This window comes from Shewanella sp. YQ_9 (assembly GCF_043103185.1).
In the GTDB taxonomy this organism is placed as follows: domain Bacteria; phylum Pseudomonadota; class Gammaproteobacteria; order Enterobacterales; family Shewanellaceae; genus Shewanella; species Shewanella algae.
The window spans coordinates 1-23,402 of record NZ_JBICJO010000044.1; the positions used below are offsets into that span (position 1 = coordinate 1).

Genomic DNA, 23,402 nt, shown 5'->3' on the forward strand with positions numbered 1-23,402 from the left:
GCAGTGCGGGCTTTTTTATTGAGCAAATGCTTACTTGTGGTACTGGGCAGACAGCTCGTGTACCGACTTGACGAAGGCTCCGGCGTGCTCAGGATCCACATGCTGGTGGATGCCATGGCCCAGGTTGAATACATGGCCCGTACCTTGACCATAGCTGGCCAGGATCTGTGCCACTTCCTCACGAATACGCTCAGGAGATGCGTACAGAGTCGATGGGTCCATATTGCCCTGCAGGGCCACCTTGTCACCCACACGCTTGCGGGCATCGCCAATGTCTATGGTCCAGTCCAGACCCAGAGCATCACAGCCGGTTTCAGCCATGGCTTCAAGCCACAGACCACCGCCTTTGGTAAACAGGGTCACTGGTACCTGACGGCCTTCGGCATGACGGTTCAGACCATCGATTATCTTCTGCATGTAACGCAGTGAGAACTCGCGATAGGCCGCATGAGACAGCGCGCCGCCCCAGGAGTCAAAGATCATCACGGCTTGAGCGCCGTTGGCAATTTGGGCGTTCAGATACAGGGTTACGGAATCTGCCAGCTTGTCCAGCAGCATGTGCAGGGCGGCAGGCTCGGCATACATCATCCGCTTGATCTTTTCGAAGGCCTTGCTGGAACCGCCTTCAACCATATATGTGGCCAGTGTCCATGGTGAACCGGAGAAACCGATCAATGGTACTTCACCCTTGAGTTCACGGCGAATGGTGCTGACGGCTTTCATCACATAACCGAGCTCATCTTCCGGATCCGGTACAGCCAGCTTTTTGATGGCTTCAATGGTGTCGGTTGGACGCTCAAAGCGAGGGCCTTCACCGGCTTCGAAATACAGGCCCAACCCCATGGCATCAGGCACAGTCAAAATATCGGAAAACAGGATTGCCGCATCCAGTTCAAAACGACGCAGCGGCTGCAGGGTAACTTCACAAGCCAGTTCGGCATTACGGCACAACGCCATAAAATCACCGGCTTCGGCGCGGGTAGCGCGATATTCTGGCAGATAGCGGCCAGCCTGGCGCATCATCCAAACTGGGGTAACATCAACAGGTTGCTTGAGCAGCGCACGTAAATAACGATCGTTTTTTAATTCTGCCATTGGGCTTATTCCTACTCCGATTGAGATCTGCTGGGGCGGTAGTTTAGCATTTGCGGCTGTATTGTAACCTGTGTCTGAGTATTTATGTGACCACAGGCATGGATAAATACTATTCCAGTGAGAAGTTTGCGGACTGCCAAGCCATCCAGGCCGCTCCACAGGCAAACTGATAGGCACCAAGCCATGGGTGTGAACCAAAAGCAGTAATCAAACAGATAAACGGAATACAGGGGAACTTGATGAAGTTCAAGACTTGCCAACACAATCGGCACGGGATCACATTCTCACAACAAAAGTATAAAGATTGAGGCGTCAGACTAATGTCTTATGACAGAAAAAAGTTGCACAGGTTCCCACCCTTTGGTATAAAAAGTCTGCGCTAGCAAGAACAATCAAGAAGCTCGTCACATCGAGCCTGTTAAAACTTTCCTCGCCCAGCTGTAGTTTCTACCGCTGGGCTTTTTATTTCCCATTCCACGCCTGGATACACAATTTAACATTTGAGTTGTTTTTGTATACAAAACAACTGGTTTGTCCATGTGTAAAAAAGTCGTCTACACACCGAAAAGAGTTGATCACTGGCTAACTTGTCACCTAAATTAGGAACAAGTGCGGCGATAAGGATGAGAAGATCATGCTGAAACAACTTGAACAGGCCGAGCAAAAATGGGGCGGAGCCAATGCTCTGGTGGATCAATGGTTGAACAACCGCAGAAAGTTACTGGTTTATTACTGTAAGTTGGCAGGACTGGCTCCTTATGAAAACCGTGACAAGTCACTGCCCTGTGTCGATCAGGTTCGCAGCTTCTGCAATCTGCTGGTGGATTATGTCTCGGAAGGTCATTTCGAAGTCTTCAACAAGGTAGTCGACGCCTGTGACGAACAGGGACAATCGAACAAGGCACTGGCACAGCAGTTGCTGCCCAAGATTGTCGAGACCACAGATCAGGCCCTGGACTTCAGCGACAAGTATTCCGAGCTGGAAAGCGACGATCTGCTCTACCAGCTGGATAAAGATCTCGCCGAACTGGTGCACGCCCTGGAGACCCGCTTCCAGTTGGAAGACAGAATGTTGGAAGTGCTGCACAACAAGAAGTTAGCACCGACCATCAACTGATCCCTTAACGAGTCTGCAGCTTATCGCCGTTCCTTGCGCCTTATTGCACTCGCTTGCAGCTCGTTTCAGACACAAAAAAGCCAGCTCTATGAGCTGGCTTTTGTTATTGCGATAACTTAAACCGCTGACTGGAAGATCACTTCACCGGCTTTCTTGGTGTAAGACTCCAGTTGGTCGAAGTTCAGGTATCTGTAGGTATCGGCCGCTGTTGCGTCCAGTTCCTTGGCATATTCCTGATACTCTTCAGGGCTTGGCAAACGTCCCAGCAGCGCTGCAACGGCAGCCAGCTCGGCAGAGGCCAGGTACACATTGGCACCTGTACCCAGGCGGTTCGGGAAGTTACGGGTAGAAGTCGAAACGACAGTCGCGCCTTCGGCAACCCGTGCCTGGTTACCCATACACAGAGAACAACCCGGGATCTCGATACGGGCACCGACGCGGCCGAAGATACCGTAGTAACCTTCTTCGGTCAGCTGATCCTTGTCCATTTTGGTTGGTGGAGCAATCCACAGACGAGTAGGCAGCGTCTTGGCGAACTTGTCCAGCATCTTACCCGTGGCGCGGAAGTGACCTATGTTGGTCATACAGGAACCGACAAACACTTCATCAATCTGGGTGTTGGCTACCTGAGACAGCAATACGGCGTCATCGGGATCGTTCGGTGCACACAGAATAGGCTCTTTGATCTCATTCAGATCGATCTCAATAACCGCTGAATACTCGGCATCCTTGTCGGCTTCCATCAGTTCAGGGTTCGCCAACCACTCCTCCATGCCCTTGATACGACGTTCTATGGTACGGCGGTCGCCGTAGCCTTCGGCAATCATCCACTTGAGCATGACTATGTTGGAGTTCAGGTACTCGATGATAGGATCTTTATCCAGCTTGATGGTACAACCGGCGGCAGAGCGCTCGGCGGACGCATCAGACAGTTCGAATGCCTGCTCAACCTTGAGGTGCTCCAGACCTTCGATTTCGAGAATACGGCCGGAGAAGATATTCTTCTTACCCTTCTTCTCAACAGTCAGCAGACCCATTTCGATGGCCTTGTGCGGAATCGCATGCACCAGATCACGCAGAGTGATACCAGGCTGCATCTTACCCTTGAAGCGCACCAGCACAGACTCAGGCATATCCAGTGGCATAACACCGGTAGCGGCGGCAAAAGCCACCAGGCCGGAACCAGCTGGGAAAGAGATACCGATTGGGAAACGGGTGTGCGAGTCACCACCTGTACCTACGGTATCAGGCAGCAGCATGCGGTTCAGCCAGGAGTGAATAACACCGTCACCTGGACGCAGGGAAACACCGCCGCGGTTCATGATGAAGTCAGGCAGAGTGTGGTGAGTATTCACGTCAACAGGCTTGGGATAAGCGGCTGTGTGACAGAAAGACTGCATGGTCAAATCGGCGCTGAAACCGAGACAGGCCAAGTCTTTCAGCTCGTCACGTGTCATAGGGCCGGTAGTGTCCTGAGAACCGACAGAAGTCATCTTGGGTTCACAGTATTGGCCGGGACGGATACCTTCTACGCCACAAGCCTTACCTACCATCTTCTGCGCCAGGGTGTAACCCTTGCCGGTATCGGCAACGTCACCTGGACGCACGAAGACATCGGAGGCTTCCAGACCCAGAGCTTCACGGGCTTTGTCGGTCAGACCGCGGCCGATGATCAACGGAATACGGCCACCGGCACGCACTTCGTCCAGCAGCACATCAGTCTTGAGTTTGAATTCAGAAATAACTTCGTCGCTATCGTGACGGGTCACTTTACCGGCATAAGGGTAGATGTCGATAACATCGCCCATCTCCATATTGCCCACATCCAGTTCAATCGGCAAAGCACCGGCATCTTCCATGGTGTTGAAGAAGATAGGGGCTATCTTGCCACCGAGGCAGAAACCACCGGCACGCTTGTTGGGCACGAACGGAATATCATCGCCCATGAACCACAGCACAGAGTTGGTCGCCGACTTACGGGAAGAACCTGTACCGACCACGTCGCCCACATAAACCAGTGGGAAGCCCTTGGTCTTGAGTTCTTCAATCTTCTTGATTGGGCCTACTGCGCCTGGCTGATCCGGCTCAATACCGTCGCGGGCGTTTTTCAGCATCGCCAGGGCATGCAGTGGGATATCGGGACGTGACCAGGCATCAGGAGCCGGAGACAGGTCGTCGGTGTTGGTTTCGCCTGTGACCTTGAATACGGTCAGAGAGATTTTATCGGCCAGCTTGGGACGGCTGAGGAACCACTCGGCATTGGCCCAGGACTCAACCACTTGCTTGGCATAGGCGTTACCCGCCTTCATCTTCTCGACCACATCGTGGAAGGCATCGAACATCAGCAGGGTGTGGGACAGAGCCTTAACCGCCAGCGGGGCCATCTGCTCGTTGTCCAATTGGCGGATCAGGGGTTCGATGTTGTATCCGCCCTGCATGGTACCCAAGAGTTCCAGCGCACGCTCGGCGCTCAGGATTGGGGATTTCACCTCACCCTTGGCAACGGCATCCAGGAAACCGGCCTTAACATAGGCGGCTTCGTCAACACCTGGGGGAATACGATTTTCGAGCAGGTTAAGAATAAATTCTTCTTCGCCTGCAGGTGGGTTTTTCACTAATTCAACAAGCTCAGCCACTTGATGTGCATCCAATGGCTTAGGGACTACGCCCTCAGCAGCACGCTCTTCGACGTGTTTACGATATGCTTCTAGCACGGCAACATTCCTCTTTGTTAGGCGCTCTTACGACTGCACGTCTTCATGAATGAAGCTGACAGCCCCACAGGATCGACCCGTAAATTCCGGCCTGCAGTATACTACAGCTTTGCAAAAGTATGAATGAGATCACACTAAGGCAACTGAGAAATCGTGGCAAAATCCCAAGGTCGGCGACACACTAAGCCCCTCATTAAACAAAGGAAATTAGACAATAGTTTGAAAAAATGATTTTTTCATTTAAATACAAATAATTAGATTGTAGTAATCGAATTAAATTCAAACGCCTTCAGCCAAGCATCTCCTAATCTCCCCTGCCGGGATAATTTTGCATCCCGGGGCCGCTTTTCGTTATCCTGCGTCCAAATCCGCGCCGTTTTTGAGACTTTTCCATGCAAGCACCCGCAATACAGGCCGTTATTTTTGATATGGATGGGATATTGATCGACTCAGAGCCCGTCTGGCAGCAAGCCGAGTATCAGGTTTTGCAGCAGCTGGGGATGACTGTCAGCCGTGAAGCCATACAGCAAACCACCGGCCTGCGAATCGATCAGGTGGTGGACTTCTGGTTACAGCGCTTTCCCGAGGTCAAAGTAGAACCTCAATATATCGCCGATCAAATCATAGCGGCGGTAATCGCCTATATCCGCCGCGATGGCAAACCCATGCGTGGTGTTGTCGATGCCCTCAGCGCCTGTCGCAGCCGAGGCCTGAAAGTGGGCCTGGCCACCTCATCCTCCTGGGATATTATCGATGCCGTGCTTGGCAAACTCGCCATCACAGAAGCCTTCGATGCGATTCAATCGGCTCAGGATTTTCCACTCGGTAAACCCCACCCTGAGGTTTATCTCTCCTGCGCCGCTAAACTGGCACTGGTGCCAAGCCGCTGCCTGGCGGTGGAAGACTCTTTCAACGGCCTGATAGCCGCTCGCGCCGCCAATATGCAGACCTTGATAGTCCCGGCAGCCGAGCAGCGCCAGGATCCCCGCTGGGCTGCGGCGCATCATCAGCGTGATAGCCTGGAAGCCCTGCCGGCACTGCTTGATACCCTGTAAGCCCGAATACAACAGAGCCAGGCATCTGCCTGGCTCTGTTTTCTGATAATCCGCCTTACCAGATCTTCACTCTGTCCTCTTCCGACAGATACATCTTGTCAGTCGGCTTGAGGTCGAAGGCTTTGTAGAAACCTTCCACGTTGCGGGGAGTGCCCATGGCGCGGTAGTGGCTGGGGGAATGCGGGTCAGTCAGCAGACGACGTCCCAGCTCCTCGTCACGGTAGTTGCGGCGCCACACCTGTGACCAACCGACGAAGAAACGCTGATCGCCGGTCAGGCCATCCATTACCGGCGCTTCTTTACCGTTGAGGCTCAGGTGATAAGAGCGCAGGGCAACGGTCAAGCCACCCAGATCGCCTATGTTCTCACCCAAAGTCAGGTCACCGTTAACGAACTTGCCGGGCAGAGCTTCAAACTGGCTGTACTGGGCAGACAGCTGCGCGCCGCGTTTCTGGAACTCTTCGCGGTCTTTGTCTGTCCACCAGTTGCGCAGGTTCCCGTCGCCGTCATACTTGGCACCCTGATCATCAAAACCATGGCTGATTTCGTGGCCGATCACCGCGCCTATGCCACCATAGTTCACCGCGTCATCGGCTTCCATGTTGAAGAAAGGCGGCTGCAGAATGGCGGCCGGGAACACGATTTCGTTCATCACAGGGTTGTAGTAGGCGTTCACCGTTTGCGGTGTCATGTGCCACTCGCTGCGATCGATTGGCTTGCCCAGCTTAGCCAGCATGTCCTGGTACTCGAAACGGGCATAACGCTGGTAGTTACCCACCAGATCGTCGGCCTTGATCTCCAGATTGCTGTAGTCTTTCCACTTGTCCGGATAACCTATCTTGTAAGTAAACTTGGACAGTTTTTCCTGAGCCGCTTTCTTGGTCTCAGGTGTCATCCACTCCAGCTCATCGATGCTGACTTCAAAGCCCTTGATCAAGTTCTTGATCATCGACTCCATCCGCGCCTTGGCCTCAGGCTGGAAGTGACGGGCAACGTATTCTTTACCCACCAGCTCACCAATCACTTGATCGGCGCCATCGACGGCCCGCTTCCAGCGTGGTTTTTGCTCCTGAATACCCATCAAGGTTTTGCTGTGGAAATCAAAGTGCAGATCGACAAACTGCTGGCTCAGCAAGCTGGCATAGGAGTCCACCAGATGGAATGCCAGGTAGTCTTGCCAGGCCGAAACAGGGAACTTGCCGAACTCGGCGCCCAGTTTCTCAAAGTAGGAAGGTTGACGCACTATCACGTCCTGGGTCTTGCCGGTGAGACCGGCAGCCTTGGCGAAACCGTCAAAGTCAAAGCCGCCCATCAACTGCTGCAGCTCTTTCAGGCTCATCTTGTTGTAGGCCTTGTTGGCGTCACGAGACTCGACCCGGCTCCACTGGCTCTGGGCAATAAAGAGTTCAATGTTGGCGACATTGGCTGCGGCGGCATCTGCGTGAGGGTAACCGGCGGCGCTCATCAGATTGCGGACATATTCACGCATCGCTTCGCGGTTGGCGACAAACTTGGGATCGTCCTTGAGGTAGTAATCACGATCCGGCAGTGTCAGGCCACTCTGGTACAGGTAAACCCCGTACTGGCTGGAATTCTTGGCATCGTTGTTAACGTAAAAACCAAAGGGAATGCCGGAGCCATCGGTCAGCAGTTTGCCCATCAGCGCGGCAATATCGGCGTGGCTGGCGGTTTTGGCGATATCTGCCAGTTGCCCCTTGAGCGGCGCAATCCCCAGTTGGTCAGTCAGAGTGCTATCCATATAGGCGGCATAGAAATCGCCTATCTTCTGCTCCACTGAACCTTCGGCCTTATTGGGCTTGGCGGCAGCTTCTTCGATAATCTGTTTCAGGGCTGCCTGGCTTTCTTCGTAAAGAACAGAGAAGGCACCATAGTTGGATTTGTCGGCCGGGATAGGCGTAGTGGCCAACCACTTACCGTTGACGCTGTAGTAGAAATCGTCCTGATGGCGAACCTGATGGTCAAAGTTTTCCAGCTCAATACCGGAGGCCTTTTTCACTTCTACTTGCGACTGCGGCGCTTGCTGGCTGGCACAGGAAGCCAAACCAAGGCTGAGGGCGATGCCCAATGCCAGGGTGCTTATTTTGCTCATTTTCTTCCCCGAATTTGTGATTGTTCAGATAGTTATATTGTTACAAAGATACCAGTTTCAAACCTTAGCACTCCCTGTGACCAGTCTGTAGTGGATTTTTGTAAATATCTATGAACACTACAGAGCGGGTCACAGACGGGCCAGGCCCGCATTAGAAGTTTTTGCCGATAAACAGGTAGACAGCATTTTCGCCATTATCGCTGAAACCAAAGCCCAGTGCCGCCGGCCCCAGTTGGGTATCTGTGCCCAGGAACAGGCTGCTGGAATAGATGAGATCGTTAAACATCACATGTTCATCCAGCCCCCAGACATTACCCGCTTCCAGACTGGCCCCCAGGTATAGAGGGAAGTCCTTCATCCCCAGCGCATCACGGCCGAGATCATACTGATAGATAAAGGCACCAAACACCTTCTGGGCGCCGGCAATAGAGTTCTTGTGGTAGCCGGAAAGATTAAGGAAACCGCCGAGGTCCGATACATAGAGAGTAAAGTTGCCATCTTTATCCACGGTTGAATAAGAGGCCTTACCGACGAAGGAATGATTGCCGACACTGACCACCCCTTTCCAGTCTGCTTCAATCTGCAGCGAGTGCTCGGGATCTGTCTTGAAGTCGCCCTCCTCATACTCCTCATTGCGCAGGTAGATATTCAGGGTGAAACGATTGCCCGAGGTAGGGAAGCTGATGCTGTCCAGAGTGTCGTAGCCAAACTTGAAATAGGCGCCGTAAGTGTTGAACTTGAGATCTTCAAAGAAGGCCTCGTTGGACACCACCCCCGACTCACCTGTCAGCCCCAGCTCAATCCGGCCCTGTTTGACATAGTTGTACCCCAAACCCAGGTCGATTCTGTGGCTCTTGCGATCCAACTCGAAGTAGAGTTTGTTGGCATCAAACAGATCCCAGCTCTTGATCTCGTACTGGTAACGGGCGCGGGCATAAAACTGCTGATCCCGGTCCAGAGGTTGATAAAACTCGGTGCCGAGCAACTTCTCGAAGCCCATCTTCACTTCATTGCGCCACTCACCGCCATTTTCGGTCAGGTCTGTCATGGTCAAAGCAGCATCCAGAGTCACTGCCGAGTCCAGCGAAAAGTCGTCTTCCCAGTTAAAACCAAACTGGAAGTAGTTGGGGCCCCAGGACTTGGCCTTGGTGGTCACGGTTAACACCCGGCCTTCATCTGTGTCCTGAAACTCGGCGCTGACCCGCTCAAACTTGTTCAGCGAGTAAAGCCGGGCAATGCTTTCGTTCAACTGCTGCTTGGTGACTCTGTCACCCACCTCGATATCCAGTATGTCATCCAGCAGTGAATCACTGACTTTGGACTGATTGTTAAGAACTATGCGGGTAACGGGCCTCTCCAGATTATCGAGCCAGTCGCGACTGGCGTCGCGCTTTTGCTGCACATAAGCACGGTATTCCTCGGGGGGCACCGCCAGTTGGCTCAACCTGGCCGTATGCTGCACCGCGGCCGTCACCCCGGCTTCCAGCGCCTTGGGCATATCAGCAAAGTCTGTGGTGCTGAGCTTATCTATGGCCGGACGGATCAGGATATCGTCTTTGGTCAACAGTGCCTTTTGCCGCTCTGTACTGGCATTGGTCAGCATGGTGGACAGCTGGTTCAACACCGCTATGGTGCCGTTGAGCTGATCCTTTTTCACCAATGGCGAGCCAATATCGACGGCAATAATCACATCCGCGCCCATGGCCTTGACCACATCCACGGGCATATTGTTGGCAATGCCACCATCCACCAGCAACTTGCCATCGATTTCAGCCGGTTGCAGCGCTCCCGGCACCGTGGCCGAGGCCTGCATCGCTTCCACCAAGCTGCCACTGCTGATCACCACAGGCAGACTGGTTTCCAAATCGGTGGCCACTGCCCGGTAGGGAATGGACAATTCGTTGAAACTGTTGAACTCCCGCACCAGATCCGTAGTGTTGCGGTACAGCTGCGACATGGTTTGCCCGAGGAGCACGCCACTCGGCGACTGTACTTCACCGCCGCGGATCCCCAGGTTAAGCGGAATATTGTATTGATCTCTTTGCTGCTTATCACGATAACTCATGGCCTGGCGCGGAATGGTATCCGAATACCCCTTGGACCAGTCTTCATTCATCATGATGGTTTCAATTTCAGTGGCACTATAACCCAGCGCATAAAGGCCGCCGACATAGGCGCCTATGCTGGTACCGGCAACATAGTCGACCGGAATATTGTTGGCCTCGAGCATCTTGAGAACCCCGACATGCGCTGCGCCCTTGGCACCACCGCCACTGAGAACCAGGCCCACTTTGGGACGTTCGGCCGCCACGGCAGCCACACTCAACAGAGTGCCTATCAAAACCAGTAAGCGCAGAGAGGTCTTCATACCTAGCAAGAGTTCCAGAATTAGAGTCGGCATATTCTAACAAAGAATTTACAGTAAAGAGAAAGTTCCAAGTGAGTATAAGCAGCGATTATTGGTGGTGCGTCTCGTAAAACCAGGATGCCAGTTCGGCGGCCGGCACAGGTTTGGCAAAGTAATAACCCTGAATGATGTGGCAGCCTCTGTGAGTGACCTGTTGCAACTGCTCCCGGGTTTCCACCCCTTCGGCCACGACCTTGAGCCTGAGGTTACGGGCCAACTCGACAATACTGCTGACAATCGCCTGATCGGCACTGTTGCCGGCAATATCCTTGAGGAAGGAGCGATCTATCTTCAGAGTGTTGACTTCAAAGTGGCGCAGATAAGCCAAAGAAGAGTAGCCGGTACCAAAGTCATCGATAGCGACTTCTATGCCGTGGGCTCTCAGCTGTTTCAAATGCTGACGGGCAATGTGCAGCTCTTTCATCAACACCCCTTCGGTGATCTCCAGCGCCAGATATTCGGCCGGCATCCCGGTTTCTTCGAGGATATTGAGCACGCCACTGATAAATTCCGGGTGACGGAAATGCACGGCGCTGACATTCACCGACAACTTGAACGGCTCGGCCGCACTCTGGCTCCAGCGGGCACCATCCTCACAGGCCTGGCGCAACACCCAACGGTCGATGGCAACAATCAAACCACAGGACTCGGCCACCTTGATGAAAATATCCGGCCGCACAAAACCTTCACTCGGATGATGCCAGCGCAGCAAGGCCTCCATGCCGATAAACTTTTGCTGCTCCTTGACATCAAACTGGCCCTGATAATAGAGCTCAAACTCGCCCTGCTCTATGGCGTGGCGCAACATGGCCTCCAATTTCAAGTGGTACAGCGCCTCGGCATTACGCTCACTGGAGTAGTATTGGAAGTTGCCGCGCCCCTCTTCCTTGGCATGATACATGGCCTGGTCGGCGTTCTTGATCAGCGCCTCCGGCTGCCTGGCATCGTCGGGCCAGATGCTGATCCCTATACTGGTGGAAATAAAAAACTCCCGTCCATAGAGTTCGAACGGCTGCGCTATTTGCGCCAACAGGCGCTCACACAGACGGTTGAGCTTATCTATCTCGGCCTCATTCACCAGGATCACAAACTCATCACCACCGAAACGACACAGCACCTGCTCCTGATCCATCACAGACTGCAACCTGTTGGCGGCCTCCACCAACAGGGCATCCCCCATACTGTGGCCGTAAGAGTCGTTGACATGCTTGAACCTGTCCAGATCCAGAAACAGCAAGGCCAGTTTCTGCTGTTTGTCATCGGCTCTGTCTATCGCCTGCTGCAAGCGGTTGGCAAACAGCGAGCGATTCGGCAAGCCGGTCAGCACATCATAGTTGGCCAGACGGCGCAGATCGGCTTCGGTGCGTTTCCGCTCTGTGATGTCGGAGAACACCACCACATAGTGCTGCACCCGTTCCTTGAGATCCTGCATAGAGGAGATATTGAGCCACACGGGACAACGCGACCCGGCCACGCCGACAATTTCCAGCTCGCCGGTCCAGGACTCCACCCCTTGCAGCAGAGTGGCGACTTTGTCTTTGTGGAAGTTTTCGCTAACCACCAACTCGCCAAAGTGTCGCCCTTGCAGGCTATGTCTATCCTGACCCACTATCGACTCAGCCGCTCTGTTGGCTACCTTGATGACCTCATCGGCATCCAGAATAAACACCCCTTCAGAGGTGTTTTCAAACGCCTGAGCCAGCAACTCGACTTCGTCTTCCAACTGGCGCTTGATGGTAATGTCAGAGTAAATCCCGGCAGCCTTGCTGACCTTACCGGAAACCGGATCATGACTGACAGGCCTGCCGCGCACCCTGAGCCAGCCCCAACTGCCATCACGGCGGCGATAGCGGTATTCAGACTCGAACCTGTCGCTCTCTCCTTCGACCATCTTGTTCCATTCATCCAGCGCAGTGGCCTGGTCGTCCGGATGCACCGGCAGCTTGTCTATGGCGATAAGAATAAAGTCTTCATCACTCCCCAGCACGCCGCCGCGATTATCCAGATGAAACAGGCCTGTATCGCGGCGCCACTCCCAGAGATCCGATTCACTGCCCCTGAGCGACTGCCTCAGCCTGTCATCGCTCTGGCGCAGCGCCAGGTTCATGGTCATAAAACGCCGCACCTGGCGCTGACGCAGCAAGACTATGGTGAACACCATAGCCAATAATGCCACCACCAACAGACCTTTGAACCAACGACTCTGCCACCAGAACAGGTCAACAGTGAAAGGGAAACGGAAAGGTTCCGACTGCCAGATACCGTTATTTTGGCTAAGCACCTCCAGTTGGTAGGCACCGGGGATCAACCCTGAAAGGTTGATCTGTGACTGATTTTCCAGCAGTAAATAGTTCAGCTCATCCTCACCAGGACGTCGTAAACGGTACTTGAGGCTGATAGGCGCATCGTCCAGATAATCCATACTGGTCAACTGAAAGCTGAGCATTCTGGCACCCGGGGCAATGAGCTGTCCCGGCGTAGGCACCAGACTCAGCTCTGTCTTGTTGTCATAGTAGGCGGCAATGGATTCGAGAATGGCGCCGTGCCTTGGAATACGGTTTACCAAAGAATCGACATCCAGCAACATCACTCCATCCGGAGTGCCCACATAGAGCCCCTGCTGTGGTTCATAGAAATAGGCTCCTTCGTTGAGCTCCTTGCCCAGCAAGCCATCGTCGTCGTTGAATACCTTGATTTCACCACTGTGTTTGTCCTGACGGATCAGCACATAAGTACAACCAACCATACGATAGTCGCCGGTATCCTGCAGGAAAAATACGGTATTGCAGTCCAGTTGCCACTCTTGCGTCAAACGGCGGATCTTCATGGTCTGCAAGTCCAGCTCTATCAGGCCTCCCTGACGGGTAGCCAGCCAGAAGCGGTCTGGGCTCAATTCCAGCAGTTGGCTCACCGTGGGCATATGCGGCAATTCATCAAATACTGTCGCCAACGAGCGAAAACCGCCGCCCTGCTCCAGATAACCGAACGACTTGTTGCCACCGACCCACAAACGTTCGCTGCTGTCGCGGTAAACGCTATAAATAATCGGATTACTGCCGCTGTATTCGGCGCCGGGCAAATTCCTCTTATTGATGCTGCCCTGCTCCTTGTCCCACTCATAGAGACCATTGCTGGTTGCAAACCACCAGAGATTGCCCTCATGCAGGGTATTGAGCACTGTCTTATGACTCAGGGACTGCCCGCTGCCGCTCCACTCTCCCAAGGGTTGCCCTTCCAGAGTCTGCTTATTCATCACAAACAAACCATTGGTGGACGAAAGCAGCAGGTGTTCTGAATCCAGATTATCTATCTTGTAGATGCTGTCATTGACCTCCATCCCTCTGGGAACCGCCGTTTTGGTCTGCTGAGTCTTGCGGTTAACGGCAATCACGCCCGAGTCGGTACCCAGCCACAACATCTCGTCGTCAGCCAATATAGTCCACACCATTTCATCACTGAGCTTATAGGGTTCGGAGGCGCTGAAACTATCCAGTAAAAACTCGGGGGAGTCGGCCACCACGGCCAACGAGTGTCCTGTACCACCGACCCAGATCAAACCATTGCTGTCCACCTGCAGGGCGTTGATATATTCGATACCGGCCCTGAGCTTTAACTGCTCTTTGAACTGTTTTAATTTGCGGGTGCGCGGAGACCATTTCAGCAACCCCTGCTTGCTGGCAATCCACAGGTTACCCTTGAGATCTTCGGTGATCACACTGGTGAAAAAGGGAATTTCGGCCACGGCCTCTATGCGGTTGCTTTCAAGGTTAACCCGATAGAAGCCTTTACTGGCCGCCATCCAAATCTGGTTGTTACTGTCGAGAAACAGGGCATTGAGGCGGCCATAACTGCCCTGCCATGACAAGCGTTGTTTGACGCTGCCATTTTGCGATCTCAGCTCCACACCATAGGCGTTACCCAACAGCAAGTCGCCGTTCTCAAGCTGCAGAATTTGACTCCATAGCAGGTCACTGTCGTAGGGTAGGTCAAACAGTTTCTGCAGCTGTTGCAGGTCCTGACTCAAGCGCCAAACCTGGCCTTTTTCGGTTAACAACAGCCAGTCACCGGCCGCCGATTTCAAACTCTTCATTAGGCCGCCGCCCTGATACTCGGGGAACAGCTCATCGCTGCCAAACTGACGGAAACGGTTATCGGCTATATGGTAGAGGTAGGCGTGAGACAGAGTGCTCACCAACATCTGCTGTTGCCCGAGAGACTTGACCAGGGGCAGATATTCATCAGCCATCCGCGACTCCAGGCCGTCGCGGTCCAAACGGCGGATATTGGCGTTACTGAGGCGATACAACCCCTGCTCGGTGGAGAGCCAGATAAATCCACGCTCATCCATACTGATGTCGAGAATACTGGTATTGATCAAGCCGTCTCTGGAGGAGAACACTCTTTTAACCAACTCATCGGCATATGCCGGTGCTGCCCCCAAACAAAGGCAGAGCAATAACCCAAGACCTGCTGTTATTAGTTTTCTTATCATCGGCTGATGAATAACCTTGGTGACCAATCTTGAATGTACCAGCTAGGCCGCTGAATTTCATCTTGCAAACAACAATTCATTTACATACCCGAGCCAAAGCACAAAAAAATCGGGCCCAGTCAACTGAGCCCGATTTCAATACTGCCTGGGGACAAACGCCCAATCAGCAGATTACTTTTTCTTTTTTGCCTTTGGGTTAGGCAGATCTGTGATTGAACCTTCGTAGATCTCGGCTGCCAGCCCTACAGACTCGTGCAGAGTCGGGTGAGCGTGGATGGTCAGCGCCAGATCTTCAGCATCACAACCCATTTCGATGGCCAGGCCGATTTCACCCAGCAACTCACCGCCGTTGACACCCACAATGGCGCCACCGATCACTCTGTGAGTCTCTTTGTCGAAAATCAGCTTGGTCATACCTTCGCTGGCATCGGAAGCGATAGCACGGCCGCTGGCTGCCCATGGGAAGGTCGCGGTTTCGTAAGCTATGCCCTGCTCTTTGGCTTCTTTCTCAGTCAGACCAACCCAGGCCACTTCAGGATCTGTGTAAGCGATAGATGGGATGACTTTAGGATCGAAGAAGTGCTTCATACCGGCAATCACTTCTGCAGCCACGTGGCCTTCATGCACACCTTTGTGAGCCAGCATTGGTTGACCCACGATATCGCCCACGGCGAAGATGTTGCCCACATTGGTACGCAGCTGCTTGTCGACATTGATAAAGCCACGCTCATCAATCTTGACCCCAGCCTTGTCGGCATCGATCAGCTTGCCATTGGGAGTACGGCCAATGGCCACCAGCACTGCGTCGTAACGCACTGGCTCGGCAGGCGCAGCCTTACCTTCCATAGACACATAAATACCGTCTTCTTTGGCTTCAACCGCTGTCACCTTGGTTTCCAGCATCAGGTTGAATTTCTTCTTGATCTGCTTGGTAAAGACCTTAACCACGTCTTTATCGGCCGCAGGGATCACCTGGTCGAACATTTCAACCACGTCGATTTCACTGCCCAGAGACGAGTAAACAGTACCCATTTCCAGACCTATGATACCGCCGCCCATGACCAGCATCTTGCCTGGGATCTCTTTCAGTTCCAGTGCATCGGTAGAGTCCCAGATACGTGGATCTTCATGAGGAATGAAAGGCAGCTGAATTGGGCGAGAGCCGGCAGCTATGATGGCATTGTCAAAGTTAACCACTGTGGTTTCACCGTCGGCACCTTTCACTTCGAGGCTGTTGGGGCCAGTGAACTTACCGAAACCGTTAACCACCTTAACTTTACGCATCTTGGACATGCCGCCAAGACCATTGGTCAGTTGGCCGATCACTTTCTCTTTAAAGCCACGCAGCTTGTCGAGATCGATTTTTGGCTCGCCGAACACGACACCGTGATCCGATACCGCCTTGGCTTCTTCAATCACTTTGGCTACATGCAACAGGGCTTTGGAGGGAATACAACCCACATTCAGGCATACGCCACCCAGAGTGCTGAAACGCTCAACAATCACTGTCTCCAGGCCTAAATCTGCCGCGCGAAAAGCCGCAGAATAGCCAGCAGGGCCAGCACCTAATACCACTACCTGAGTTTTGATTTCGTTACTCATTTTTTCCTCTGATTTCTTTCATTCCGTTGGGGACTGCCAGCCCAACCTGCGATGCGCCAGCTCGAAAGTGCTTGTCTCGTAAGGTGGGCGCATTTTAACCCGTGTTTGACACTGATCACAATAAACAAAAGGCCGCCCCGAGGGGCAGCCTGTTGTGTTAGAGGATCATTGTACGAATATCGGACAAGATACCTGACAGAGTGACGCTAAAGCGCGCCGCCAGGGCCCCATCGATCACCCGGTGATCATAAGACAGTGACAGTGGCAACATCAGCCTTGGCTCAAACTCTTTGCCGTTCCACTTGGGCTTGATCTCAGACTTGGACACCCCGAGAATCGCCACATCCGGATAGTTGACGATAGGCGTAAACGCGGTACCGCCGATACCACCCAGGCTGGAGATAGTGAAGCAGCTGCCTTGCATGTCGGCTGCCTTGAGCTTGCCGTCGCGGGCCTTGATCGAAATTTCGGTCAGCTCGCGGCTGAGCTCGATAATCCCTTTCTTGTCCACATCACGCACCACAGGCACAACCAAACCGTTTGGCGTATCGACCGCCACCCCGATGTGGAAGTACTTCTTGCGGATCAGCGATTCACCGTCCGGGCTCAGGCTGGAATTGAATACCGGGAACTGCTGCAGCGTCTTGGCAACCGCCTTCATCATGAACACCAGCGGAGTGATCTTCACATTCAGCTTCTGCTTGGCAGCCAGTTCGTTCTGCTGCTTACGGAAAGCTTCCATCTCTGTGATATCAGCCTCATCGAACTGAGTCACATGGGGAATGGTCACCCAGTTGCGGTGCAGGTTAGGGCCGGAGATCTTCTGGATCCGGGTCAGTGGTACTTCTTCCACTTCACCGAACTTGCTGAAGTCCACCTTAGGTGCATCGATAACCTGCAGACCACTGCCGCCGCCGACTGAGGTCGCCGCCGTAGCCTTGGGCCGAGACAGTTCATATTTCACATAGGCCTGCACATCCTCTTTGAGGATACGGCCTTTGCGACCTGTACCTTTCACCTGAGTCAGGTCCACACCGAACTCTCGGGCCAGGCGACGTACCGCCGGAGAAGCGTGTACCGCACCTGTGTTAGGCTGGGCACCGGCACTAGGATGATGTGGCACAGGTGGACGACTCTGCGCTGCAGGCGCGGCCGCCGGTGCCGGAGCTGCTACCTCTGCCTGAGCAGGGGCTTCTGCCGGTGCAGCAACAGAAGCCACCGCGGCGCCTTGGGTCTCAACCCTGGCAATCACGCTGCCCTGAGACACCTTGTCACCCACTTTGACGGTCAGAGAAACCAGCTTGCCACCGAAGGGCGCCGGTACTTCCATGGTCGCCTTGTCGGTTTCCAGCGTGATCAACCCCTGATCGGCACTGATCTCATCACCTACCGCCACCAGCACTTCGATAACGTCCACATCGGCAGCATCACCGATATCGGGAACGGCAATCTCTTTCACTTCAACTTTGGCAGGCGCAGCTGCCTGAGCGGCCGCCGGCTGTGCGGCTGCTTGAGCCGCTGGCGCTTGTGGCGCTTCGGCAGAGGCACCAACTTCCAGCAGTAATACCAAAGAGCCCTGGGAAACCTTGTCGCCAACCTTCACTTTCAGTGACTTGACTGTACCCGCCTGAGGCGAAGGTACATCCATGGTCGCCTTATCGGTTTCCAGCGTGATCAACCCGGCATCGGCTTCGATAGCCTCACCTTCGCTCACCAGCACCTCAATAACATCGACATCTGCGGCATCGCCAATATCCGGCACTGTCACTTCGATGACCTGGCTGCCGCCGGCTGCAGGTGCGGCCGGCGCCGCCTGTGCTGGAGCGGGAGCCTCTGCCGGAGCAGGCGCAGCTTCAGCCTTGGTCGCTTCTGCAACAGCTGCAGCTTCTGCGCCTTCGGCAGCCATCAAGGCAATCAGGGTGCCTTCAGACACGCTGTCGCCAACGGCCACTTTCAGCTCTTTGAGCACACCGGCGAATGGCGCAGGAATATCCATGGTCGCCTTGTCGCTTTCAACGGTAATAATGGAGTCTTCAGCCGCCAGGCTGTCACCCACATTGGCACAGATCTCAATAACCTGTACCTCGTCCCCGCCAATATCGGGAACCAGTACTTGTTTCATATCAGCCATTCTGCTTCCCCTCTTACGCGTGCTGTGGGTCGATCTTGTCGGCGTCGATGCCGTATTCGGCAATGGTCTTGGCCAGAACATCTACCGGCAGCTCGTTGCGGTCCACCAGCGACTTGAGCGCAGCAACCACGATGAACTTGGCATCCACTTCGAAGTGGTGACGCAGGTTGGCACGGCTGTCAGAGCGACCGAAACCGTCGGTACCCAGCACCTTGTAGTCACAAGGCACGTAAGCGCGCAGCTGCTCGCCGTAGATCTTCATGTAATCGGTCGCCACAATGGCAGGCGCATCTTTGGCCAGCACTGTGCTCACATAAGGCACCTTGGCGGTTTCTGTTGGGTGCAGCATGTTCCAGCGCTCAACCGCCTGGCCATCACGCGCCAGTTCGTTGAAGCTGGTAACGCTGAACACATCTGTGCTGATACCGAAGTCTTTCGCCAGCGCCTGTGCCGCCTTGCGCACTTGCTCGAGAATAGTGCCGCAACCCATCAGCTGGACTTTGCCTTTGCCGGAACCGGCAACGCTTTCCAACTTGTAGATACCCTTGACTATGCCCTCTTCCACGCCTTGTGGCATTTCAGGCTGAACATAGTTCTCGTTCATTGTGGTCAGGTAGTAGAAGATATCTTCCTGATCTTCGCCATACATGCGGCGAATACCATCCTGAACGATAACGGCAATTTCATAACCATAGGTTGGGTCATAGCTGATGCAGTTAGGAATGGTGTTGGCCAAAATATGGCTGTGACCATCCTGGTGCTGCAAGCCTTCGCCGTTCAGCGTAGTCCGGCCGGAAGTACCACCGACCAGGAAGCCACGGGCGCGCATGTCGCCGGCGGCCCAAGCCAGATCGCCGATCCGCTGGAAACCGAACATGGAGTAATAGATATAGAAAGGGATCATCGGCGTATCATTGACCGAGTAGCTGGTCGCAGCCGATACCCAAGAGGACATGGCGCCCAGTTCGTTAATCCCTTCCTGCAGTACCTGACCGGACTTGTCCTCACGATAGTAAGCAACCTGATCCGCATCCTGAGGCACATATTTCTGGCCTTCGTGAGCGTAAATACCCACTTGCCGGAACAGGCCTTCCATACCAAAGGTACGGGCCTCATCCGGGATGATAGGTACTATCTTCTTACCTATGCCCTTATCTTTCAGTAAGGCGGTCAATACCCGCACAAAGGCCATGGTAGAAGAGATCTCACGGCCGTTGGAGCCTTTGAGAATCGCATCGAAAATCTTCAGCGAAGGCACTTGCAGCTCTTCGCTGAACTTCTGCCTACGGGCTGGCAGATAACCCATCAGGGCCTCACGGCGTTCCTTGAGGTATTTGACCTCTTCGGAATCCGGTCCAGGATGGTAGAAGGGGATCTCTTCCAGCTTGTCATCAGGGATTGGGATGTTGAAACGGTCACGGAAGTGACGAATGGCTTCAATATCCATCTTCTTGACGTTGTGGGCAATGTTCTTGCCTTCACCGGCATCACCCAGACCATAGCCCTTGACTGTCTTGGCCAGGATCACTGTTGGGCGACCCTTGGTCTTCTTGGCTTTATCGAGCGCGGCGTAAATTTTCACCGGATCGTGACCACCGCGGTTCAGGCGCCAGATGTCATCGTCTGACATATTGGCTACCATCTCGGCAGTTTCAGGATACTTACCGAAGAAGTGTTCACGGGTCCAAGCTCCGCCTTTGGCTTTACAGTTCTGGTATTCACCGTCAACAGTTTCGTTCATCAGTTGCAGCAGCTTGCCGCTGGTGTCACGGGCCAGCAATGGATCCCAGTAACGACCCCAGATAACCTTGACCACTTCCCAACCAGCGCCGCGGAATTCACCTTCCAGCTCCTGGATGATCTTGCCGTTACCGCGCACAGGGCCGTCGAGACGCTGCAAGTTACAGTTAACGATAAACACCAGGTTATCCAGCTCTTCACGAGCGGCCAGGCCGATGGCACCCAGCGCTTCCGGCTCGTCACACTCGCCATCGCCCAGGAAGCAATATACTGTTTGCTCGGAGCAATCCTTAATGCCACGGTCAGTCAGGTACTTGAGGAAGCGCGCCTGATAGATGGCCTGGATAGGACCCAGCCCCATGGAAACCGTAGGGAACTGCCAGTAGTCAGGCATCAGCTTGGGATGCGGATAGGAGGACAGGCCTTTGCCATCCACTTCCTGACGGAAGTTGGCCAGCTGTTCTTCGCTCAGACGACCTTCGAGGAAAGAGCGGGCATAGATGCCGGGGGCAATGTGGCCCTGGAAGTAAACCAGGTCGCCGCCATCTTTCTCGTTGGGAGCACGGAAGAAGTGGTTAAAGCACACATCATAGATAGTGGCACTGGATGAGAAACTGGAAATATGACCACCAAGCTCCAGATCTTTCTTGGAACCACGCAGTACCATGGCCAACGCGTTCCAACGCACAATGGCGCGAATGCGACGTTCCATCTCCTGGTTGCCCGGCATATGAGGTTCTTGCCCGGCAGGAATGGTATTCAGGTAAGCAGTAGTGGCAGTGTAAGGCAGGTGAGTACCGTTACGGCGAGCCTTTTCGATCAGCTTTTCCAACAGGTAATGAGCACGTTCGGGACCTTCCTGCTCCAATACGGCCTGCAGGGATTCTACCCATTCCTGTGTCTCTAACGGATCCAAGTCTTGTAGCATATTTTCAGACATGACACTGTCCTTCTATACATTGTATTAATAGTGATTACGACGTCCTAAGGTGGGCACTGGGCCGCCCCTGGGCTACACGCCGCTCTTCAAACGGCGCAGGCTACGCTGCAACCGGCTATCTTCTTCCCGTACCGACAACATGACTTCCTCGATATAACTCAAGTGGTCATTGGATGCTTCACGCGCGGCTTCGGGATCGCGGCGAACAATTGCGGCCAACAGGGCCCGCCTATGTTCATTTGCCATGGAAGAAGCTTCTTCGCGACGGCTCAGAAGCTCCAGGTTTTGCGCCACATTTTGATGCAGCACAGGAGTTAAACTCAGTACCAGATGCAACATGGCAACATTGTGTGATGCCTCGGCCACAGCCCGGTAAAAATGCACAATGGCAGCGGCTTGCGCTTCGATACCCTCGGCGTCTTCCACTTCCTGGATCATCCGCTTGATATTCTGCATATCGGCGTCTGTTCCGCGCAGGGCGGCAAAATAGGCCATCATGCCTTCGGTGGCATGACGGAACTCCAGCAAGTCGTATTGACTCTCCGGATCACCCTGCATAAGTTCGACTATGGGATCGGCAAGACTCTGCCATAACTGTTCTTTGACGTAGGTACCGCCGCCCTGACGGCGCAGCAGTAATCCTTTGGCTTCCAGCTTTTGAATCGCTTCCCGCAGTGAGGGGCGGGAGACTTCAAATTGCAACGCCAACTCGCGCTCAGGAGGTAACTTCTGACCCGGCTGTAGGCTGCCTTCAAGGATCATCTGTTCCAACTGATTCATGATGACGTCAGAAATCTTTGGCTGACTGATTTTGCTATAAGCCATCTGGCCCTCAGCTCCTATTGTAAATTGGTCTTACCAATTTCTACGAGTGAGCGCACTTTATCAAATCACACTTTTAAAGTCCAGTTAGTGATCTGCATCAAGTCAACTCACGATGTGTGAGCATAGCCTATATTTTTTCTTCTGGGGTCAGACCAATTAACAAGCCTCAACCTGCCTATTCCTTCACCGCAGCTCAACCTAAGAAAGCTGCAACAAACTCACCTTCCCTGCAGCGGTTAACCCATCGAAGCGCCCAAGCCGGTTCAGCGCTTGCTTAACTGACCAGACCAAAGATGGTCAACAGCGACAAAATAGTGATCAGCAAGGTCGAGTTGCGCTTACTGAGAGCCAGCAGTGCCAAGGTAGATTGTACTGAAACCGGCACATCTTCATCTTCCGGCAGGGTTTCGGCGGCCAGGGCCACTTCTGTCACTATTTCTCTCGGCTTAGAGTCCAGACTCAATGCCAGTTGGCACCAACGGGGAAAAGCATTGCTGAAATGGCCGCACAGCACATAGCCAAAACCTATTATCCGTGCCGGCAACCAGTCAAGCCAATACAGCAGGGTATGTACCACGGGCCACTCTTTGCCCAGGCGCTGACGCCTTTCATCAAAAAAACGCACGCTGCAATAAAACACGGCACCCACAGGACCAAACAAGATAAGGAACAGCGCCACGGCGCCATAATAACGATAGTTGAGCCAGGCTACGCTCTGCCCCACCCGGCTGCCCAGTTCACGCTCGCTGACCGCATCCAGGCACTCACTGCAATCCAGCTCACCGGCAAAATGAAAACTGGCCTGCACATCACCACGGCAGGCAGCCTGCACATAACGCTTAAACAGGCGTCTTTGATACTGATGGGAAAAACACACTACCGCCAGCGCCACCCACAACAGCAGCGAAGGCAAACCCCAGAACCATCCATTCACTACCCATAGTGCCACTGCTACTGTCACGGCAGGCAATAGCAGCGCCAGTATCATACCGCCCACAGTACCCAACTGGCTGTCGGTAAACATCTGCTTTTGATACCAGCGCAGCCCACTGTCCAACTGCCAGCGGGCAGGCAACAGCTTCAAACGTTCAACAATAATTGCGACCAACAGGGAAAACAGTGCCATCTTTTCTTCTCCTTGCTATCTTGAGGCCTGCGGCCATAACAGAGCTAC

Annotated in this window: 12 protein-coding genes; 2 read left to right on the plus strand and 10 right to left on the minus strand. The window is 53.7% G+C overall.

Going from position 1 to position 23,402, the window contains the following annotated elements; all coding sequences use genetic code 11:
- Nucleotides 1-30 precede the first annotated feature (30 nt).
- Nucleotides 31-1,095: a uroporphyrinogen decarboxylase gene (gene hemE, locus ACF8D4_RS14035; RefSeq protein ID WP_025886797.1), complete on the minus strand. Its 1,065-nt coding sequence runs from the start codon at nucleotides 1,093-1,095 to the stop codon at nucleotides 31-33.
- 634 nt (nucleotides 1,096-1,729) lie between these two features.
- Between hemE and ACF8D4_RS14040 the strand changes: the two genes are divergently transcribed.
- Entirely contained in the window at nucleotides 1,730-2,212 is a 483-nt protein-coding gene (locus ACF8D4_RS14040) for an Rsd/AlgQ family anti-sigma factor (RefSeq protein ID WP_025009241.1), read from the plus strand.
- A gap of 116 nt (nucleotides 2,213-2,328) precedes the next feature.
- On the opposite strand, the gene acnB is transcribed toward ACF8D4_RS14040, so the two are convergent.
- A complete protein-coding gene (acnB, locus tag ACF8D4_RS14045) occupies nucleotides 2,329-4,926 on the minus strand; it encodes a bifunctional aconitate hydratase 2/2-methylisocitrate dehydratase (protein WP_392465328.1) in 2,598 nt (865 codons plus the stop codon).
- 392 nt (nucleotides 4,927-5,318) lie between these two features.
- Here acnB and hxpB point away from each other — a divergent pair, with 392 nt between their 5' ends.
- Nucleotides 5,319-5,981: a hexitol phosphatase HxpB gene (hxpB, locus tag ACF8D4_RS14050; RefSeq protein ID WP_107006344.1), complete on the plus strand. Its 663-nt coding sequence runs from the start codon at nucleotides 5,319-5,321 to the stop codon at nucleotides 5,979-5,981.
- 55 nt (nucleotides 5,982-6,036) lie between these two features.
- Here hxpB and ACF8D4_RS14055 read toward each other — a convergent pair whose 3' ends face one another.
- The 8 genes from ACF8D4_RS14055 to ampE form a co-directional block, all read right to left on the minus strand.
- On the minus strand, nucleotides 6,037-8,091 hold the full coding sequence (locus ACF8D4_RS14055; protein ID WP_392465329.1) for a M13 family metallopeptidase: 2,055 nt from the start codon (nucleotides 8,089-8,091) through the stop codon (nucleotides 6,037-6,039).
- 151 nt (nucleotides 8,092-8,242) lie between these two features.
- Entirely contained in the window at nucleotides 8,243-10,459 is a 2,217-nt protein-coding gene (locus ACF8D4_RS14060) for a patatin-like phospholipase family protein (RefSeq protein WP_062793714.1), read from the minus strand.
- Nucleotides 10,460-10,547: 88 nt separating this feature from the next.
- The gene (locus tag ACF8D4_RS14065) at nucleotides 10,548-14,990 is read right to left on the minus strand and encodes an EAL domain-containing protein (RefSeq protein ID WP_392465331.1); all 4,443 of its coding nucleotides are present in this window, start codon (nucleotides 14,988-14,990) and stop codon (nucleotides 10,548-10,550) included.
- Nucleotides 14,991-15,161: 171 nt separating this feature from the next.
- The gene (gene lpdA / locus ACF8D4_RS14070; RefSeq protein ID WP_045283206.1) at nucleotides 15,162-16,592 is read right to left on the minus strand and encodes a dihydrolipoyl dehydrogenase; all 1,431 of its coding nucleotides are present in this window, start codon (nucleotides 16,590-16,592) and stop codon (nucleotides 15,162-15,164) included.
- Nucleotides 16,593-16,749: 157 nt separating this feature from the next.
- Nucleotides 16,750-18,723, minus strand: a complete 1,974-nt coding sequence (gene aceF / locus ACF8D4_RS14075; RefSeq protein ID WP_392465332.1) for a dihydrolipoyllysine-residue acetyltransferase — start codon at nucleotides 18,721-18,723, stop codon at nucleotides 16,750-16,752.
- Nucleotides 18,724-18,736: 13 nt separating this feature from the next.
- Nucleotides 18,737-21,403, minus strand: a complete 2,667-nt coding sequence (gene aceE, locus ACF8D4_RS14080; RefSeq protein WP_044733568.1) for a pyruvate dehydrogenase (acetyl-transferring), homodimeric type — start codon at nucleotides 21,401-21,403, stop codon at nucleotides 18,737-18,739.
- A 72-nt stretch (nucleotides 21,404-21,475) separates the two neighbouring features.
- Nucleotides 21,476-22,228 carry a pyruvate dehydrogenase complex transcriptional repressor PdhR gene (gene pdhR, locus ACF8D4_RS14085; RefSeq protein ID WP_025886793.1) on the minus strand — a complete coding sequence of 251 codons (753 nt, stop codon included), beginning with the start codon at nucleotides 22,226-22,228 and terminating at the stop codon, nucleotides 21,476-21,478.
- A 274-nt stretch (nucleotides 22,229-22,502) separates the two neighbouring features.
- A complete protein-coding gene (ampE, locus tag ACF8D4_RS14090) occupies nucleotides 22,503-23,354 on the minus strand; it encodes a beta-lactamase regulator AmpE (protein ID WP_025012050.1) in 852 nt (283 codons plus the stop codon).
- Nucleotides 23,355-23,402 lie beyond the last annotated feature (48 nt).

Excerpts from the sequence above, each read along its gene's own strand:
- ACF8D4_RS14055 (WP_392465329.1), bottom strand. The coding sequence starts at position 8,091 with ATGAGCAAAATAAGCACCCTGGCATTGGGCATCGCCCTCAGCCTTGGT.
- aceE (WP_044733568.1), bottom strand. The coding sequence starts at position 21,403 with ATGTCTGAAAATATGCTACAAGACTTGGATCCGTTAGAGACACAGGAA.
- lpdA (WP_045283206.1), bottom strand. The coding sequence starts at position 16,592 with ATGAGTAACGAAATCAAAACTCAGGTAGTGGTATTAGGTGCTGGCCCT.
- hxpB (WP_107006344.1), top strand. The coding sequence starts at position 5,319 with ATGCAAGCACCCGCAATACAGGCCGTTATTTTTGATATGGATGGGATA.
- ACF8D4_RS14065 (WP_392465331.1), bottom strand. The coding sequence starts at position 14,990 with ATGATAAGAAAACTAATAACAGCAGGTCTTGGGTTATTGCTCTGCCTT.
- hemE (WP_025886797.1), bottom strand. The coding sequence starts at position 1,095 with ATGGCAGAATTAAAAAACGATCGTTATTTACGTGCGCTGCTCAAGCAA.
- ampE (WP_025012050.1), bottom strand. The coding sequence starts at position 23,354 with ATGGCACTGTTTTCCCTGTTGGTCGCAATTATTGTTGAACGTTTGAAG.
- ACF8D4_RS14060 (WP_062793714.1), bottom strand. The coding sequence starts at position 10,459 with ATGAAGACCTCTCTGCGCTTACTGGTTTTGATAGGCACTCTGTTGAGT.
- ACF8D4_RS14040 (WP_025009241.1), top strand. The coding sequence starts at position 1,730 with ATGCTGAAACAACTTGAACAGGCCGAGCAAAAATGGGGCGGAGCCAAT.
- aceF (WP_392465332.1), bottom strand. The coding sequence starts at position 18,723 with ATGGCTGATATGAAACAAGTACTGGTTCCCGATATTGGCGGGGACGAG.
- pdhR (WP_025886793.1), bottom strand. The coding sequence starts at position 22,228 with ATGGCTTATAGCAAAATCAGTCAGCCAAAGATTTCTGACGTCATCATG.